Annotated in this window: 15 protein-coding genes; 8 read left to right on the forward strand and 7 right to left on the reverse strand. The window is 71.2% G+C overall.

What is annotated here, in order from left to right; all coding sequences use genetic code 11:
- A partial coding sequence (locus ND747_RS02135) for a Tex family protein (protein ID WP_251731279.1) occupies positions 1–2311 on the reverse strand: 2311 nt, incomplete at its 3' end.
- A gap of 375 nt (positions 2312–2686) precedes the next feature.
- Here ND747_RS02135 and ND747_RS02140 point away from each other — a divergent pair.
- Together ND747_RS02140 and ND747_RS02145 are read left to right on the forward strand one after the other, a co-directional pair.
- Positions 2687–3685, forward strand: coding sequence for an anti-sigma factor RsbA family regulatory protein (locus ND747_RS02140; protein ID WP_251731281.1), 999 nt, complete (start codon positions 2687–2689; stop codon positions 3683–3685).
- Between the two features lie 81 nt (positions 3686–3766).
- Entirely contained in the window at positions 3767–4558 is a 792-nt protein-coding gene (locus ND747_RS02145) for a transglycosylase SLT domain-containing protein (RefSeq protein WP_251731283.1), read from the forward strand.
- Between the two features lie 9 nt (positions 4559–4567).
- Here the strand turns inward: ND747_RS02145 and ND747_RS02150 are convergent, their stop codons facing one another.
- Positions 4568–5020, reverse strand: coding sequence for an SRPBCC family protein (locus ND747_RS02150; protein ID WP_251731403.1), 453 nt, complete (start codon positions 5018–5020; stop codon positions 4568–4570).
- 222 nt (positions 5021–5242) lie between these two features.
- Between ND747_RS02150 and ND747_RS02155 the strand changes: the two genes are divergently transcribed.
- A complete protein-coding gene (locus tag ND747_RS02155; protein ID WP_251731285.1) occupies positions 5243–6505 on the forward strand; it encodes a DUF4407 domain-containing protein in 1263 nt (420 codons plus the stop codon).
- A gap of 83 nt (positions 6506–6588) precedes the next feature.
- Here the strand turns inward: ND747_RS02155 and ND747_RS02160 are convergent, their stop codons facing one another.
- The 5 genes from ND747_RS02160 to ND747_RS02180 all read right to left on the reverse strand — a co-directional run bounded on the left by ND747_RS02160 (position 6589) and on the right by ND747_RS02180 (position 11068).
- Positions 6589–7170 (reverse strand): DUF3618 domain-containing protein, encoded by a 582-nt coding sequence (locus ND747_RS02160; RefSeq protein ID WP_251731286.1) that lies wholly within the window; start codon positions 7168–7170, stop codon positions 6589–6591.
- 72 nt (positions 7171–7242) lie between these two features.
- The gene (locus ND747_RS02165; protein WP_251731288.1) at positions 7243–7800 is read right to left on the reverse strand and encodes a phage holin family protein; all 558 of its coding nucleotides are present in this window, start codon (positions 7798–7800) and stop codon (positions 7243–7245) included.
- Between the two features lie 129 nt (positions 7801–7929).
- Entirely contained in the window at positions 7930–9159 is a 1230-nt protein-coding gene (locus ND747_RS02170; RefSeq protein WP_251731290.1) for a YihY/virulence factor BrkB family protein, read from the reverse strand.
- A 127-nt stretch (positions 9160–9286) separates the two neighbouring features.
- On the reverse strand, positions 9287–10171 hold the full coding sequence (locus tag ND747_RS02175; RefSeq protein WP_251731292.1) for an alpha/beta fold hydrolase: 885 nt from the start codon (positions 10169–10171) through the stop codon (positions 9287–9289).
- A gap of 276 nt (positions 10172–10447) precedes the next feature.
- Positions 10448–11068, reverse strand: coding sequence for an MSMEG_0572/Sll0783 family nitrogen starvation response protein (locus tag ND747_RS02180; protein WP_251731293.1), 621 nt, complete (start codon positions 11066–11068; stop codon positions 10448–10450).
- 374 nt (positions 11069–11442) lie between these two features.
- Here ND747_RS02180 and ND747_RS02185 point away from each other — a divergent pair, with 374 nt between their 5' ends.
- The 5 genes from ND747_RS02185 to ND747_RS02205 all read left to right on the forward strand — a co-directional run bounded on the left by ND747_RS02185 (position 11443) and on the right by ND747_RS02205 (position 17877).
- Positions 11443–12180: a metallophosphoesterase gene (locus ND747_RS02185; protein WP_251731295.1), complete on the forward strand. Its 738-nt coding sequence runs from the start codon at positions 11443–11445 to the stop codon at positions 12178–12180.
- Between the two features lie 1039 nt (positions 12181–13219).
- A complete protein-coding gene (locus tag ND747_RS02190) occupies positions 13220–14374 on the forward strand; it encodes a DegT/DnrJ/EryC1/StrS aminotransferase family protein (RefSeq protein WP_251731297.1) in 1155 nt (384 codons plus the stop codon).
- Complete coding sequence (locus tag ND747_RS02195; protein ID WP_251731299.1) at positions 14371–15348, forward strand: NAD(P)-dependent oxidoreductase; 978 nt, start codon at positions 14371–14373, stop codon at positions 15346–15348. The genes ND747_RS02190 and ND747_RS02195 overlap by 4 nt, the downstream gene beginning before the upstream one ends.
- 33 nt (positions 15349–15381) lie before the next feature.
- Positions 15382–16554, forward strand: a complete 1173-nt coding sequence (locus ND747_RS02200) for a glycosyl hydrolase (RefSeq protein ID WP_251731301.1) — start codon at positions 15382–15384, stop codon at positions 16552–16554.
- A gap of 162 nt (positions 16555–16716) precedes the next feature.
- On the forward strand, positions 16717–17877 hold the full coding sequence (locus ND747_RS02205) for a DMT family transporter (protein WP_251731302.1): 1161 nt from the start codon (positions 16717–16719) through the stop codon (positions 17875–17877).
- Positions 17878–18111: the final 234 nt, after the last annotated feature.

Raw genomic sequence — 18111 nt, forward strand, 5'->3', positions numbered from 1 at the left:
CGCCGCCGGCACCGTCACCGGCACCGTCGCGGGCAACGCCGTCCCGACCGGCGGCATCGCGGCTGCCACCGCGCCGTCCGCCACCGCCACCGCCAGCGGCACCGGGCTCGTCGTCCAGGCGCAGGGTCAGCGAGATGCGCTTGCGGGGAATGTCGACGTCCAGGACCTTCACCGTGACGATGTCGCCGGACTTGACGACCTCCCGCGGATCGCTGACGAAGTTCTTCGACATCGCCGAGACGTGCACCAGGCCGTCCTGGTGGACGCCGATGTCCACGAACGCGCCGAACGCGGCCACGTTCGTCACCGAACCCTCGAGGGTCATCCCGGGGGTGAGGTCGGCCAGGGTCTCGACGCCCTCGGAGAACGCGGCCGTCCGGAAGGCGGGTCGCGGGTCGCGGCCGGGCTTGTCCAGCTCGGCCAGGATGTCGGTCACGGTGGGCAGCCCGACGGTGTCGTCGACGAAGTCGGTCGGCTTCAGCGACCGCAGCACTTTCCCGTTGCCGATCAGCGAGGTGAGCTCCTGACCGGTGGTCGCGAGGATGCGCCGGACCACCGGGTAGGACTCGGGGTGCACGCTGGAGCCGTCCAGCGGATCGTCGCCACCGTGGATGCGCAGGAAGCCGGCGCACTGCTCGAACGCCTTCGGCCCGAGGCGGGGGACCGCCCGCAGCGCCTCCCGGGTGCGGAACGGGCCGTTCTCGTCGCGGTGGCGCACCAGGTTCTCGGCGAGCCCGGCACCGATCCCCGAGACGCGGGTGAGCAGCGGCGCGGAGGCGGTGTTGACATCCACGCCGACGGCGTTCACACAGTCCTCGACGACGGCGTCCAGCGACGTCGCCAGCCGCGTCTCGGACAGGTCGTGCTGGTACTGGCCGACCCCGATCGAGCGTGGCTCGATCTTGACCAGCTCGGCCAGCGGATCCTGCAGCCGGCGCGCGATCGACACCGCACCGCGCAGCGACACGTCGAGCCCGGGCAGCTCACCGGCGGCATAGGCCGACGCCGAGTACACCGACGCCCCGGCCTCCGACACGGTGACCCGGGTCAGCGACAGTTCCGGATGCCGGCGGATCAGGTCCTCGGCGAGCTTGTCGGTCTCCCGCGACGCCGTCCCGTTACCGATCGAGACGAGGTCGACGGAGTGCGCGGCGGCCAGCCGGGCCAGGGTGGCGATCGACTCGTCCCACCGCCGCGCCGGGACGTGCGGGTAGATGGTGTCGGTGGCGACCACCTTGCCGGTCGGGTCGACGACGGCGACCTTCACCCCGGTGCGGTAGCCCGGGTCCAGGCCCATCGTCGCCCGGCTGCCGGCGGGGGCGGCGAGCAGCAGGTCGCGCAGGTTGTCGGCGAACACCTTGACCGCCGTCTCCTCGGCCGCCGTCCACAGCCGCATCCGCAGGTCCACCCCGAGGTGCACGAGGATGCGGGTGCGCCACGCCCAGCGGACGGTGTCGGCGAGCCAGCGGTCGGCGGGGCGGCCGGCGTCGGTGATGCCGAACGCGTCGGCGATGCGCCGCTCGTAGTCGCTGGGCCCGGGGACCGGCGGGGCGTCCGGTGCGGGCGGCTCGGCCGGCTCGAGGGTGAGGTCGAGAACCTCTTCCTTCTCACCGCGGAACACCGCGAGGATGCGGTGCGAGGGCAGCGAGGTGAACGGCTCGGCGAAGTCGAAGTAGTCGGCGAACTTCGCGCCGGCCTCCTGTTTGCCCTCGCGTACCTTCGACACCAGCGTGCCGCGCGACCACATCTGCTCGCGCAGCGCGCCGATCAGGTCGGCGTTCTCGGCGAAGCGCTCCACCAGGATCGCCCGGGCGCCCTCCAGCGCCGCGCCCGCGTCGGCCACGCCCCTGTCGGCGTCGACGTAGCCGCCGGCGGTGCCGTGCGGGTCCAGCGACGGGTCGCCGAACAGCGCGTCGGCGAGCGGCTCGAGCCCGGCCTCCCGGGCGATCTGCGCCTTCGTCCGCCGCTTGGGCTTGTAGGGCAGGTAGATGTCCTCCAGCCGGGCCTTCGAGTCGGCGGCGAGGATCTGCGCCTCGAGAGCGTCGTCGAGCTTGCCCTGGGAGCGGATGGACTCGAGCACGGCCGCGCGCCGGTCCTCCAGCTCCCGCAGGTAGCGCAGCCGCTCCTCCAGGGTGCGCAGCTGGGTGTCGTCGAGGGTGCCCGTCACCTCCTTGCGGTAGCGGGCGATGAAGGGCACGGTGGCGCCCCCGTCGAGCAGGTCGACCGCCGCCGCCACCTGCCCCTGGCGCACGCCGAGTTCCTCGGCGATCCGTTGATGGATGGACTGCTGGGGGACAGCTGTCGTCGTCACAAGCTCTGATCCACCTTCTCGTCGGAGTCGATGTCGGTGTCGCGTTCGGACCGCGCCGTCTGCGAGACTACGGGTGATCACCGTCGGTGGGCCGGCCGGGCGGCCCCGCGTGGCGGTGACACCCCCGACGCGTCACGCGGTCGTCCGCCGCGCCACGCGCTGTGCCACTGGGTGTCGGCAATGATCGTTCGGTGTGATCCGGTGTGATCCGTACCGTTCGATTGCGTTACTGGGCATATCCCATTGGTGCGACATGACCTATGATGTGCTCGTGTACACGGGGGGCGAGGCCACGAGGGCGGTACGGCCTTGTTCCTTCTATTCTGCCGGGGGCCTGGCCGGGCACGGTCGGTTCGCGCCGGTCCCGCACGGGTCGTGTTTGCGGCCCCGGGCGGCCCGGTGAAGCCGGGGGGCGCGTTCGGCCCCGCCCTCGCCACCGGGGGAGTCGAAACCGGCGCGGGCGCCGGGGGTATCCGGCACGAGGCTTTTCTCTATCTTGGTGATGTTGGTTTTCTCGGTGCTACCAAAGATTTCGTCCTGGCCGGTCTGGCCGCCGACGAGGATGTGCTGGTCATTCTGGGCGAGCCGCGGCTGACATTGCTGCGCGACGCCCTCGGGCGGGCCGGAAAACGCGTCGAATTCGTTGACCTGGCCGATCTCGGCCGCAATCCCGCCCGTCTCATCCCGACCTGGCAGGAGCATCTCGAGCAGGGCGCCGAGCGCGGCCGAACCGTGCGGGGCATCGGCGAGCCGGTCCAGCCGGGCTGCTCGGGTCCCGAACTTGCCGAGTGCATGCTGCATGAGGCGCTGATCAACGAGGCTTACCCCGGGCCGGCGAGCTGGCGGCTGCGCTGCCTCTACGAGGCGGTCGCGCTCGAGCCGGCGACGACCGACCTGGTGTGGCAGACCCATCCCCTGGTGGTCAAGGGCGGTCTCACGCGGCCCAGCACCCGGTTCGGGCCCGGCGCCGACCTGTTCGCCGAGCGGCTGCCGGATCTCGGGCCGCCCTGGTCCGAGCTCTCCTTCGGTCCGGCGGATCTCGGTCTCGTGCGGGCCGCCTCCGCCGCCGCCGCCCGGGCCGTCCGGCTCGGCAGCGATCGGGTGGATGACCTGGAGCTCGCCGTCCACGAGGTGGCCACCAACAGTGTGCGCCACGGTGGCGGGCGCGGCACGGTGCGGTTCTGGCCCGGCCAGGGCGGCCTGATCTGCGAGGTGAGCGACGCGGGTCAGGTGGCCGATCGGCTCGTCGGGCGGCGCCGTCCCGCGCTCGACCTCGGCAGCGGTCGCGGGCTGTGGCTGGTCAACCAGTTGTGTGACCTCGTCCAACTCCGCTCGGGCGCCTCCGGTACCACCGTTCGCATGCACCTGCACTGACCGGCCCGTAGCGTACCGACCCGCCTGCCCGGTACCGATCTTTCTGTCCTGCACTGCTGTCTGCACGGAACGGGGGATGCGATGACCTCGACGGAACGCACCCGGGTCGGGCGTGGGTCGTGGCCCGCGGACGGCCGGGGCGGCACGGTGGCGCCGGCCGCGAGCGGGACGGGCTCGGCCGGGCCGGGCCGGTGCTACGGCATCGGCGCCGGGCTGACCCCGCCGCCGGGTAGTACCGACGGCGACATCCTCGCCGTGCGCTCGGCCGTCGTCGCGATCAGCCGCGCCCTGAACTGGCACGCCGGTCCCGGCACCCCCGTCCCCACGGACGGTCGTTTCACCGCCGCCACCGCGACCGCCGTCGCCGCATTTCAGGAGAAACTCCAGCCGACCATCAACCGGGACATGTACCTGCCGGCCATCGAACACAATCCGGCCGGATTCATCGGCAAGGAGACGTCCTATGCGCTGTTCATGCCGATTGCTGACAGATATGCACTGAAGTACACGGTGCCACGCGGCCTGGTGCGCGGTATCACCACCATCGAAAGCAACTGGGATCCCGGCGCCGTCGGTTACTGGACGAACTCCGATTTCGGGCTCTGCCAGTGGAACACGACACTTCCCGAGGTGACCACCGCCCGTGCCCTCGACCCGTTCTGGGCGCTCGACTCGACCGCCCGGATGATGCGTGAGCGGTACGACTCCGATCGGTGGGGACACAACTGGCTCTACGTCATTGCCGCCCACAACGTCCCGACCTGGGCCGCGCAGTGGGCGCAGGGCCAACTGTCGGCGGCAAAGCCCGAGGACGTCCCCAAACTGGACCGGATGAACGGTTACGTCAGCAACGTCCTGGCCCGCGTCTGGTGACCGGCCCGGTCAGGAGGCCGGCGCGGTGATCCGCTCGAGTACGGCGGTGTGCAGCCGGCGGATACCGATCGGCGCGAAGGTGCGTTCGAAGAAGCCACCGACACCCCCGGCGCCGTCCCAGGTGGTGGTCGCCGTCACCGTGCTGCCCCCGCCGCCCGTGCCGCCGGCTGCGGGCGTGACCTGGTAGCTCGTCCGCAGCGACGAGTTCTGGTCGGCTTCCAGCAGGGTGTTCGGCTCCGGCGCGGAGACGATCGCGTCGACGTCGCGGGCGCGCTTGCGGGTGGCCTGCAGCCGGTAGGCGATCCGGCTGCCCGCCCCGGTGCCCCCGGCGAGCACCCGATAGCCGTGGATGTTGTCCGGCCAGGATCGGGCCCGTACCCCCTGGTAGTCGCCGAGCGCCGCGAGGACCTGTTCCGGCGCGGCGGCAACCTCTCGACGCACCTCCACCCGGATCTGTGCCATATGCACCCTCTCCCACCTCGATGGTCCAACCCTGCTCACTGAGGGGTCAGCTCACTGAGGGGTCAGGCTCGCATGCCGGCGCCAGGTCCTGCACCCGGCCCGGTGGGGATGCGCAATGTGATTACCTCGCGTTACTTTCCTGGGGCGCTCGACGGGGCGTCCCGCGGACTGGCGCGGGCCATCGGGCGGATCGGGGGTAGGCCCATTTCTCGCGCTCGATCTGTGGGTTCGCGATCCATCGGCGATCTGCTCATCATCTGCACCGGAGCTCGTCCGGAATGGGTCGGGCCGTCCGACCGGCCACGTTTCGTCACAGCCGGTGCGCTGATGCTGCTGACGGCCGGGCTCGCCACCTATGCCGGTGCGACCGTCGCCGCCATGGGTCTGCACCGCTCGGCCTGGCACACCGTGGCGTTCGGCCTGTTCTACGCGGCCGTCATCTTTTTCCTGGACCGGTCGGTGTTGCTGTCCCCACGCCCGTACCGGTGGGGACGCGACGCCACCGTACGTATCGGTGGGGCCGGCGCCGCCACCGTCATCCGGGTGTTCGTCGCGGTCTGCGCGGCGCTGCTGGTCGGTGAGGCACTGTTGCTGACGGTGTTCGCCTCGTCGATCGCGCCGCGGGTCGCCGAGATCCGGCAGGAGGAGATCGGTCGGGCCCTGCGCAGCTTCGACACCAACCAGGACGGCGAGCAGCAGGCTCTCGCTGCCGGCCTCACCGTCCGCCAGCAGGCCCTCGACGACGCCCACCGCCGCGTCGCCGCCACCACCACCGCGGCGAACTGCCAGCTCACCGGTGCCGCCGGCTGCCTGGCCGGGGCCGGCCCGATCTACCGGATCACCCTGGCCGATCTCGGCGCCGCGGCCCGCGCCGTTCGGACGGCCACCGGAGAGCGGGACGCGGCCCAGGGCCGACTGGCGGCCTTCGACCGGGACCGGGACACCCGCCGGGCCCGTTTTCTGGTCGCCCAGACGGCCACCGCCAACGCCGCTGACGACCTGCTGACCAGGGAAAAGGCGTTCTGGCGGCTGACGACGTCCGACCCGTCGGTGCTGCTGTGGCGGATCGTGCTGACCCTGCTGTTGCTCGGTGTCGACCTCGGCCCGCTCACCTTCGCACGGACGCTCGAACAGACCGGGCCCCGTCGCCGTGAGCGGCTCGAACAGTGGCGCGAGTCCACCGCGCAGGAACTCGAGGCCCAGCAGATCGGCTCCACCATCCGACACCGGGCCCGGCTCGCCCGGGACCTTGCCGATGCCGGCACCGACCGCTATGGCCAGCACGTCCGCCGCCGGGACGAGATCGAGGCCTCGGTACGCCTGGCCGGCGATCTTGCTGCGGCGGAGGTCGCCCGCGCCGAGATCCGCGCCGATCGGGACAGCCGGATCCGCGAGCTGCGGGCCCGCCATCGGGTGCCGGGCCCGACCCCGTCCGTGGACCCAGCCCCGGCTTTCGAACCTCGGACACCCGGGCCCCGAACATGACGCCGCCCGGACGCGCGGGGTCAGTCCCACGTGCGTCCGGGCGTTGTGAGGTCAGCTGGTTCCGGCCCGCACACCTGCCGGGGTCAGCTGGCGTTCGCGGTGAACGCCGTCCTGCGTCCACGCCGCCGCCGACGCAGCGTCGCGAACAGCAGGGTGGCCGCCGCCGCCCCGGCCGCGGCCAGTCCGGTGGCCTTCGGGTTCTCGGCGGCCTTGCGCCGACCGGTCCCCACCGCGCCACCGGCGGTGTCCCGGGCCTGAGAGACCTTCGCCGCGACCTGTGGGTGCGCGTCGAGCTGACGCTGCACGGTCTGGGTCGCCGTGCCGGCGGCGCTGCCCGCGGTGCTCACGGCCCGCTGGGCGGAGGCGGCGACCTGCGGGTGGGCGTCGAGCTGACGGCGCACCGTGGCCTTCGCCTGGTCCGCCGTGTGCCGGGCCTTCTCGGCCGCGGTGTCGGTGGTCGCCGCGACCTTCGGCCGTACGGCGTTCGTCGCCGAGCTGACCCGCTCCCGCAGGTCATGAGCGGTCCGACCGGCCACCTGACCGGGGCTCACCCGGGCCGACAGCTCATCGAGGTCGTCGCCGAGGCGGGCCCGGGTCGCCTCGATGTCGGACCGGATCTCGTCCGGGCTTGCGCTGGTCGTACCAGTCTCACTGGTGCTGGTCACTGCCTACCTGACCTTTCATCTATGCGGGTGGGGCGGCGGGGATGGACGGATGACCGGGGATGGACGGATGACTCAGTGGCGGCGGCTCTGCGCCCACTGGACGTCCTCACGCAGCGTCTCCACGGTCTGCGTCGGCGCCGGGTGGACAGTGCGCACGGTGGAACGTCCCTTCAGCGCCAGGACGGCGCCGACCGCACCAAGGACGGCGGCGACGATGAGGGCCGCCCAACCGAGCGCCATCACCTCGCCCAGGCCGAACATGACCGCGAGCAGGGCGAACAACAGCGCGTACAGACCGGCCCCGCCGGCACCCGCGAACATGCCGGCGCCCTTGCCGGCCTTCTTCGCCTCCTCGCGGACCTCCGCCTTGGCGAGGGCCACCTCCTGGCGGAACAGCGTGGAGATGTCGGTGACGACGTCCGAGACCAGGTGCCCGGTCGAGGCCCGCCGCCCGTCCGGCGCCGCAGTGCCACCGGGCGCAGCGGTGCCGGTGCCGGTGCCATAGGACGACACCTGGGCGTCGTCCGGGTACGGCTCGGCGGCGGAGGCGACGGGCGCGGGGCCGGCGGTCGTCGCCGGGGTCGGAAGGCCGCCCGGGTGGGGGGCCTGCTGATGGGTCGTGGTCGTCATCGGGTCTCCTCGCGGCTTGTCCGATGGGGCGGCTCCGCTCGGGAAGCGAACCGTCCCGCCTGGGTGAGCTCCGCGTGGCGGCACCAGCGGAACAGCGTGTGATCTGCGAAATTCCCAGCATTCGGCGGCTTAATCACGACCGTCGGGTCGCCGGTGTCGCAATGTTGGGCGAGCGGACGACGCAGGCGCTCCGCGATCGGCCGGAGTGATGTGGGTCAGGTTCTGATCGGCGGCTGCCGGAGAGTCCGTGGCTGCTGGAGAGTCCGTGGCTGCCGGGGAGCTCTCGGGGCGCGTCTGGTCGTGTGCGGCGTGCTGACGACCGATCTCGGCGTTGACCAGCGCACCGACGAGGATGACCGTCACCGCGTAGTACAGCCAGAGCATCAGGATGACCACGCCACCGAGGGCGCCGTAGGTCTTGTTGTACTGACCGAAAGCCCGAACGTAGATCGAGAACGCCACCGAGGCCACGATGAGCGCGACGGTCGCGCCGACCGCGCCGACGGATGCCCAGCGCCAACCCCGCGGCGGCCTGGCCGGGCCGAGCCGGTAGAGCGCGGCGATCGCCCCCAGCAGCACCAGCGCCAGCAGCAGCCACTGCACGATGGTGAGCACGGCCCGCACGCCGCCGTTGGACACATGGTGTGACAACAGCGACCCGCTGGCGGTGATCCCGCCGATGACCAGCACCGCCACGACCACCGCACCCAGGCTCATCCCCACCGCGAGCAGCCGCAGCTGGACCGGGCCGCGGGTCTCCTCCTGCTCGAAGGCGACGGAGATCGCCTTGATCAGGTTCTGGGTCCCGGTCGACACCGCCCACAGCAGACCGACGAGGCTCAGCAACAGACCGATGCCAAGCCCGGAATGGTCCGTGGTCGTGATGCCGGTCAGCCAGTCCCGCAGTACCGTGCTGGTCGCCGGCGAGAGCGTGCCGGACAGGTGGGCGATCTCGTCCCGGACCGTTTGTGGGCTCGCCACCAGGCCGTACACGGTGATGACGGCGATGACCGCAGGGAAGATCGACAGGATCGCCCAGAACGCCACCCCGCTGGCGAGCAGCGGGATCGACAGGTCGGCAAGCTGGGACTTCACCCGCTTGCCGACCGTCAGCCAGGTGCGCTTGGTCGCCGGTTCCGACCGCGATGCCCGTTCCTGCAACGTCGGCCGGCCCGATCCCGCGGATGCGCGGATCACACTGATGCCCTCCCGGCCGGTGCTGCCGGTGCTGCTCGGGCCAGCGGTGGCCTGGCCGGTCGTGCCGTCCGTGGCGATGGTGGCGTCCTGATCGACGGGGGGCCGGCGGGCGGTGCGCTGGCCGGCGCCGTGGCGGCGTCCGATGAGAGCGGACGTGTTCATGGCGATCTCTCCTGCCGTTGGGACATGGCGGCAGGTGTACCCGTCCGGACCTGGTCAACCCCTCGATCCGGGTCCGCTGATCGGGCGGGTGGCCCCGTGGCCCGGCATGCCCGGTGGCCCCGCGGGCTCAGTCGCTGCGCTCCTGGGGGGACGAATGCTCCCAGTCCGCCAGGATGGTGCGGATGCCGGTGACGAGCAGCAGTGGGCGGTCGAGCATCACGTGATGGCCGGCCAGCGGGATCTCGATCACCGGCGCGACCCGGCCGAGCAGGTTGTACATCTGGACGCCGATGTCCGGGGTGAGCAGCCCGTGTTCCGCCCGGAACAGCGCCACCCGGCAGTGCACCTTGCGCAGCATCTCCGGGGACGGCGTGCGGTTGGCGAACACGTTCGGGTCGAACTTCCAGGTCCAGCCGCCCTGCACCGAACCGATCGAGGACCGGGCGATGTGGTCGATGATGTAGGGCAGGGACGTGGGCTGATCTGGCACGGTACGGAACCGGGCCAGGGCGTCCGTCGCCGTCGAGTAGACCCGGAGCGGGCCGAAGGCGGTGCGCTCGCGGGCAGCGCGCTCCTCGGGAGTGAACTCCCCGACCGGGGAGTCCACCACGACGATGCCCGCCACCCGGTCGGGGTACTCGGCCGCCGTCATGATCGTGACCCAGCCCCCCATGCTGTGCCCGATGATGATCGGCGGCGAGACGATGCCGGCATCGTCGATCACCCCGACGACCTCGGCTGCCCAGGTGGCAAGGGTGTACTCGTCGCGCCGGGCGCTGTCGCCGTGCCCGGACAGGTCCAGGGCGACGACCCGGTACTCGCTCGGGATCAGCGGCGCGATGTGATCCCACCAGCCGGCGTGCGCCGCACCTCCGTGGACCAGGACGATCGCCGCCGACCCCCGCGGCCCCCAGCAGCGGTAGCTGATGGTGGCCCCGGCGACCTCGGTCTCGTGCCGCTCCGGGCGGGTGTCAATGGCAGCCTCGAACCAGGCCGGTGCTTCGTCTTCCATCCCAGGTCTCTGCCGTTCGCGTCGTCGTCGTGGGTGGTTGGTTGCGGTCGCTGGCCAGGTGGGCCGTGGCGTCCTCCCCGATACAACACCGGCCGACCGGGTTTCCGGGCGGTCCACGGCGAGTTGTCGGATTGGTGATGGTGCTGCCGGGGCCGGCCTGCGCCCCTGGTGACAGGACCATCACCTGGGGTCGATGCGGTGGTGACGTCCGCCGCGTCATCGCGCGCTTTCCGGACGTGCGGGACGTGCGGGACGTGCGGACAGGGCGGGACACCGTCAGATCATGAAGGTCGAGTTGACGACGGCGCCCAGCCGGCTGTAATGAATAACACAGTCCTGCAGATCCTGCGGATGCGTGGGAATCACGCCGGCGATGACGTCATCCTCGCGCAGCCCGTGCTGGGAAAGCCCGCGGCGGCAGACATACACCGTACCTCCTTCACTGATGAACGTCTCGATCTGGTTGTTGATGTTGTGCTGGCCGGGGAATGCCGAATCTCCGGTATGCGGAAACCCTCGAGTCGCCATTGTGTTCATCGCCCCGGGTCCGTGGAAGTAGACCACCGTCTCAAATCCCTTGCGCAGCGCGCGGGTCGCCTGCAGCAGCGCGACGAAACTCACCGACGACTCATGGGCGATCCCGTGGATGAGAGAAAGATACACCTCGCCTTCCCTGGCCTGGAAATCCGGAAAGATCTTGGTTGATCCGTACAGGCTGGTGCCCGGCGACAGGGCCGGATGGGGGATCTCGGCGAGGCTGCGCCGTTGCTGCTCGGTGAACTGCCGTGCCGCCTGCGACTCGGCCTGGTCGGGGTCGGCCCGTCCGCCCCGGCCGGGGGACACCCCGGAGCCTGGCCGGTGCCCACGTCTGTCGGCCTCGGCTGCCGAGCCGCTCATGCCCATCGCCCGGGCCCCTCGAGCTGGCGGCCATCGCCGCCGAGGTGGCTTCCGGGGCCGAGGTGGCTTCCGGTGTGGCGGTGGCTTCCGGTGTGGCGGTGGCCCGCGGCGATGCCGTGGCACTGACGGAGAAATGACCCGAGCGGGCGAGCTGGTTCCCACATTGACACGACATCGAAGTCAAGCATCCTGCCGATAGCCGCGTGTGCCAAACGGGGCGACCCGGGTGTGTCGGCCGACTCATTCTGGTCCCGCTGGTCCTCCACGGCCGGACCGGACCAGGATTCTTCGGTGACTGGCCCAGACAAGCCATCTCTTTGCCCGGATGTCGTGGTCGGTCGGCGTCGCCACCGGATGCGGGGGATGCTGGACGAATGCGTTATGCGTTGTTCGCGGATCTGCACGGTCGACCGAGGGCGCTGGATCGGATCATGGCCGCGGCCGAGCAGGCGGGCGTTGACGAGCTGGTCTGCCTGGGCGACTATCTCGAGGCCAACGTGCCGCGCCGGCTGCACGATCCCGACCGGTACTGGCCGCTGCCCGCCGTGGTCGATCCGGATCCGTCGCTGTGGGGGCGGTTGGCCGCGGTGCGTCGGATCCGCGGGAACCAGGAAGAGCGCATTCGCGAACTGCTGCGCCCGGAGCAGACGCCGCCGGAGCTCGCCGCCATCCTGGACGCCCCCGCCCGCGAGCAGCTGCACGGGGTGCTGGCGCTGCACGGTCACCAGATCCGCTGGACGCTCGCCGGCGGCCCGACCGGGTACCCGTCCGCGGCGGCCGAGCTGTTGCTGCCGGTCGCCGCGGATGTGCCGCGCCGGCCCGTCGTGGTGGTGGGCCACACCCACCAGAGTGCGGTGTTCGAGATCCACTGGTCGGTGGCAATGTCGGGATCGGTCGAGCCACGGGTGCGGGTGGTTGCCGGTCAACCGGGTGCGGCGCTGCCGGTGCCCTCCGATACCGGGCCGTCCGACGCCGTCCGACGGACTCTGGTGGTCAATGTGGGGTCGGCTCACGGACGAACGCAGAGCTGGCTGTACTACGACACGGATCGTGGTGAGATCTGCTTCCGGACTATTGCGCGAGCGCGCAAGGAGTCCGAACGAGCACGTTAAGACTAGGTGTGGCCAGAGTCCTGTGACCTGGACCTAGGTCCTGTCGCTCTCGACGGATGGGGGTCGTAAGGTAGACCCAGTCTCGGTGAAGCTGGTGCCTGCGTTCCCCCCGTACGTCAGGCGCCGTGGCTTCACCGGGGCTTTTTCTTTATGTGGTCACGTCCGTCTGGGGGACCCCGAAAGACCCGGACGTCCGCGGGAATCACCGGGGTCAGGTCGGGCCGGGTCCGCGCCATCTCGGTGGTGGGTCGCCCCAGGGGGCCTGCGGGGCGGGTGGCCTCACTCCGCGAGGGTGAACCGCGGCTGCCGGGCGGAGGCCGCCGGCCCGGCGGTCAGGGCCGCACCGACCTGCCCCGAGGCCCGGCCGGACCGGGTCGGGCGGGGCATGCGCCGGTCGCCGGGCGCGGCGATCAGCCTGAGGCCGTTGGCCCATACCGAGCCCGCCGGCCGCCGTGCCGCCGGTCTGGCCGAGCGGCCGGCGAGGCTGGAATGGCGACCGAGGGCGGGCCGTTCCGGGGGCGGTAGATCGCACCTGCAGGGGTGACCCTCTTACCTGGGCGAGGCAAAGGCGCGACGATGCAGGCCCCCGGCCCTGACCGTGACCGGGGCATCTCCATCACTGTCCGTTCTGGAGTGGACGTCATCGGGGGTGTTGGAAGAATCGTTCCCCCGGCGGACGTCGCGTTGCCGACAAGGTCCGCTACTTTCGGATAGATGTGAGATGTTTCGTAGGTAACCGTAGTGGGTCCTGGTCGCACCGCCGATCGGGATCGCTAGCCTGTTTTGGGCATGTACTGACAAAACCGGTCGTTACATCCGGAGGAGTTGAAGGGGGCGCGGTGACGCCGGCCGGATGCCGGCGAAATCCGGGCACGACGGTCACGCGCGGGGCGGTCGCCAGGTGGAGGCCGCCGGGGCGCGACCGGCGGCGGGTGCGATGTACGGCATCCGGTTGCAGCGCGCAGCGGACGCCTCGTGGTGTCGGGGGCCCGGAGCAGCGCCCGCCCATGCGGATGACTCGGAAGGCAGGGGTGAACAGGTGCATGTCCCCGCAGCACGGATCGTCTTCTCGGTCGACGATCGTGCGGAGATCGCGTCGGCGACGACCGAGATCCTTTCCACCGGTGCGCTGACTCTGGGCGCACACACCAGGGATTTCGAAGCCGCATTCGCGGCGGCGCACGAAGCGCCGTTCGCGGTGGCGGTGAGCAGTGGTACGGCCGCCCTGGAGATCATTCTTCGCAGTCTGGACGTTCGGGGTACCGACGTCATCGTTCCGACCAACACATTCGCGGCGACCGCCTTCGCCGTTCTGCGGGCCGGCGCGAATCCGGTGTTCGCCGATGTGAGCCCCGACACCTTTGCGTTGTCCGCGGACACCGTCGCCGCGGCTCTCACGCCGAACACCCGGGCCGTCGTGCTCGTGCACATCGGTGGCTTCATCTCACCGGGGGTAGACGAGCTGGTCCGCCTGTGCGCCGAGCGTGACATCCTCCTCGTCGAGGATGCGGCGCACGCACATGGGTGCCGGCATGCCGGCACCTTCGCGGGGTCGTTCGGCGTGGCCGGATCATTCTCGTTCTATCCCACCAAGCTGATCACCAGTGGTGAGGGCGGCATGATCGTCACCGCCGATCCGGCGATCCATGAGGCGGCACTGATCTACCGTGACCAGGGCAAGGCGGGCTTTCTCGGCAACACCCACATCCGCGAGGGCTATGCCTGGCGGCTGAGCGAGCAGCACGCGGTCACCGGGAAGGTGCACCTGCGCCACCTGGAGGAGTTCCTCGCCACCCGGGCCCGGATCGCCGCCCGTTACGACGAGGCGATCGATGGTCTCGCCCGCCCCGGTGCCCCGGCGCCCGCGACCCGGCTGCACGTGCCCGCGGGCGACATCAACAACTACTACAAGTACATCGTCGTGCCCCGGCCCGGTGTCGACCGGACCCGGCTGAAAAAAGAGCTCAAGGAACGGCACGGCGTGTCCCTGTCCGGTGAGGTCTACGAGGCACCGCTGCACCAGCAGCCCGTGTTCACCGACTACGCGGGCGGCGCCCTGCCGGTCGCCGAGGACCTCTGCGCCCGGCACGTCTGCCTGCCGCTCCATTCCGACATGACCGACGCGGAGGCCGAGCACGTGGTGACCTCCTTCGCCGCCGCGCTGGCGAGCCTGGACCTGGACGGGGCAGCATGAGAATCGCGGTTACCGGAGGCTCCGGTTTCATCGGCAGCCATGTCGTCGACCGGCTGCTCGACGCCGGCCACGACGTCGTCTCCCTCGACGTCGACGCCCGCCCGAGCGACCCGCGGGCGACCAGTCTGCAGGTGGACGTGCTCGACCTGCCGGGGCTCACCGCGGCGCTGCGCGGTGCCGACGCGGTGTTCCACATCGCGGGCATGTCCAACGTCGACTTCGCCTACGCCGACCCGGCCCGCACCGTGCAGCTCAACGTCGAGGGCACCGGCAACGTCTGTGAGGCGGCCCGGCAGGCGAAGGTCGGCCGGGTGCTGTTCGCGAGCACCGTGTGGGTCTACGGTGCGGTCGGTGAACAGGCGGACCCGTCGCCGCTCACCGAGGACGCCGAGATCACCCTCGGTCGTGCCGGGCACGTCTACACCTCGACCAAGCTCGCCGCCGAACTGCTGCTGCACAGCTACCAGCAGACCTACGGCCTGCCGTTCACGATCCTGCGCTACGGCATCCCGTACGGGCCCGGCATGCGCGACGAGCTGGTGCTCGCCCGGTTCGTCCGCAAGGCCCTCGATGGCGAGTCGCTCACCGTCGCCGGGGACGGCCAGCAGTTCCGCAACTACGTGTTCGTCCGCGACCTCGCCGACGCGCACGTGCTGGCCCTGCGTCCCGAGGCGGAGAACGCCACGCTTGCGCTCGAGGGCGCGGAGTCGGTCAGCGTGCTGGAGATGGCCCAGGCCGTCTGCCGCCACTTCCCCGGCACGACCATCGAGCACGTCCCGGCCCGTCCCGGGGACTTCCGCGGCCGGGAGGTGTCCGCCCGCCGTGCCCTCGACCTGCTCGGCTGGCGACCCACCACCCCGTTCTCCGACGGCGTGCGGCAGTACGTCGAGTGGTACCTGGCGAACCGGCGCCCGCCGGCCCAGGCCCTCTCGCACGTCGATGACCTCGACGTGTCCGCTGCCTCGTCGGAATGATTTTTCAGCTGACCAGCCCATGACGCAGACCGCATGACGCAGATCGGTGGTGTGACGGTGACCGGACCTTCGCAGGACGGCGACCCGACGGCTCGGACGCCGACCCGGCGCGGGTCCGCGCTGCTGCTGTCCGGGTCGCTCGGGATGGGGCACGACGTGATGGCCGAGGCCTGCAGCGCCTCGCTGACGCGGCGCGGGTGGACCGCCCGCACCGGCGACAGCCTGCGCATGCTCGGCGGTCGCAACGGCGCCCGCGGAGAAAAGGTCTTCCGCGGAATGCTCGCCGTGCCCGGCCTGTACGACGCGGTGCACTTCTCCCAGATGCGCACCGGTGGGAAGCTCGCCGGGCTGATCGAACGGACGTCGAGCCGCTATCTCGTCCCCGCGCTGCGCGAGGAACTGGCCAGCACACCCACCGATCTCGTCGTGTCCATCTTCGCCACCGGAGCCGCGGCGACCAGCCGGGTCAAGTCCGAGTTTCCCGGTCTGGTCACCGCGGTCTTCTCCACCGACTGCTGCGTGCACCGCCTGTGGGTGCACGACAACACCGACCTGTATCTGGTGACGTCGCAGACCGCCGCCCGTTACGTGCGGCGGTTCGCGCCGAACGCGCTGGTCTCGGTGGTGCCGACCCCGGTGCGCACGCCCTTCTACGACCCGCCGGCGCAGGAGGAGGCCCGCGCGACGCTCGGTATCCCCGCGGACGCGCCGTGCGTGCTGCTCATGTCCGGCTCGTGGGGCCTGGGCCCGCTGGTGGAAAGCGCCGCGGCGCTCGCCGGCGCCGGGATCTACGTGCTCGCCGTCGCCGGGCGCAACCAGCAGCTCGCCGCGAAGCTCACCGCGCTGGCCGAACGTCAGCACAAGGTCATCCCGTTCGGCTTCACCGACCGCATCCCGGCCCTGATGGCCGCCAGCGACCTGGTCGTGACGTCGTCCGGGGACACCTGCAGCGAGGCCCGGGTGATCGGTCGCGACCTGCTGCTGCTCGACGTCGTGCCCGGCCACGGCCGCGACAACCTGCAGAAGGAGCTCGAGCGTGGCCACGCCGAGGTCACCAACACCGATCCGGTCTCGCTGACCCGCTCGGCGCTGGCCTGCCTCGACCGGGTCAAGCCGCCCTCGCACCGGGTGGCCATCGGTCCGCAGGCCTGGGAGCAGGCCTTCGACGCAGCCCTGGCCCAGATCGGCTTCGGCGCTCACTGGTGAGCCACGACCTTCCCCACCGTCGCCCCGCCTGGTCCGGAATTCCTCGGCTTGCCGTCAGTGTTGACTGGTACGGGTGGTGGGTGTGAAGCAGATGGGGGTAGGCCGCGTACCGATGGTGTCTTCGAACGGGGCGATCCTCCGTACCGGTGAGATGGGCGGCCGATGAGCACGGCGCTGTTGGTCGGGCTGCCGACCGCGGCGGTCTCGGCGGGGCTGTACGGCGTCGCTCCGTTGGTGCAGGCGCGCGCGGCCCGGGAGGAGGAGACGAGCTCCGGGCTGGGGCTCGGCCTGCTCGCGCATCTTGTGCTGCGTCCGCTGTGGTTGCTCGGGCTTGCCGTCGAGGCCGGGTCCTTCCTGCTTGAGGTCGCCGCGCTGTCCGTCGCGCCGGTCGCGCTCGTCGCTCCGGTCATGGCGCTCGACATGATCGTGTTCACCCTGTTGGCGCAGCGGGTTCTCGGCGAGCGGATCAGCCGGAACGGCTGGCTCGGGGTCGCGTCGATGGTCGCCGGCATCGGCCTGCTCGCCTACGCGTTCGCCCGGCGGGCCGAGGTCGGCACCTCCGCCAGTACCGATGTCCTGCTCGCCTTCCTGGTCCTCGGCCTTGCGTTCGCGCTGTTCTGCGCGTTCCTGGCCAATGTGGCCGCGCGCCAGGGAGGCGTCGCCGCCACCGCGCTCGGCTTCGGTGCCGCCGCCGGGGTTTGCTATGCGATCGCGACGCTCGCCACCCGCCAGATCGGCCTGGCGGTGCACGAACGTCGGGAGGGGCAGTCCACCCTGATCGACCTGCTCACCACCCCGACCCCGTACCTGCTGGTGCTGTTCTCCGTGCTCGCCCTCGGCCTGCAGCAGCGTGGCCTGCAGGGCCGCGCGGCGGTCATCGCCTTCCCGGTGACCAGCGGCGTGTCCGCCTTCCTCCCGGTGACCCTCGGCGTCACGCTCTTCGACGAGCCGGCGCCGGACGGTCCGCAGCGCGTCGCCTTCATCATCGCCCTGACCATGGTCGCCGCCGGCATCATCGCCCTCGGCCGCGACCGGATGGCCGCGAACCGTTCCATCGACGAAGACGACACCACCGCGGCCACGACCACGGCGGATGCCCACGCCACCGAGGACGCCCATGCCGCCGAGGATGCCTACGCCGTCGGGGACACCGCCGCGATGAGGCCCACCGCGGGGGCACCGTCGGTCGGATCGTCCCCGACCAGCGGCGCGGTACCGTCCGACGGCGCGGGGGAGCAGCCGGATCCGGCCACGGGGGCGCAGCCCCAGCCGGTGGCCGGTCCCCGGCGAACGGTCGGCGGCGGGCGTGCGGCCGGCAGGTAGGTAGGGACTTCCGCGCCCGCGACTCCACCGGCTTGTTCATGCGACGTGGTGCCGTCTCTGCTCCCCCTCGACCACGGTCATGTTCTGTGACACCGCTTTCGGGGGTTGCAGGTGGGCAGGGCGCACGCGGGTCGCCGTAGGGGTATCCCCGTCCGATGTGCCCCCCGCGGCGATCCGAGCAGGCGGATCTTGCTGTGGGGTTGGCTGCGGGGGTGGACGGATGCGAGGGGATCA

This window comes from Frankia sp. R82, from assembly GCF_023716925.1.
GTDB lineage: Bacteria > Actinomycetota > Actinomycetes > Frankiales > Frankiaceae > Frankia.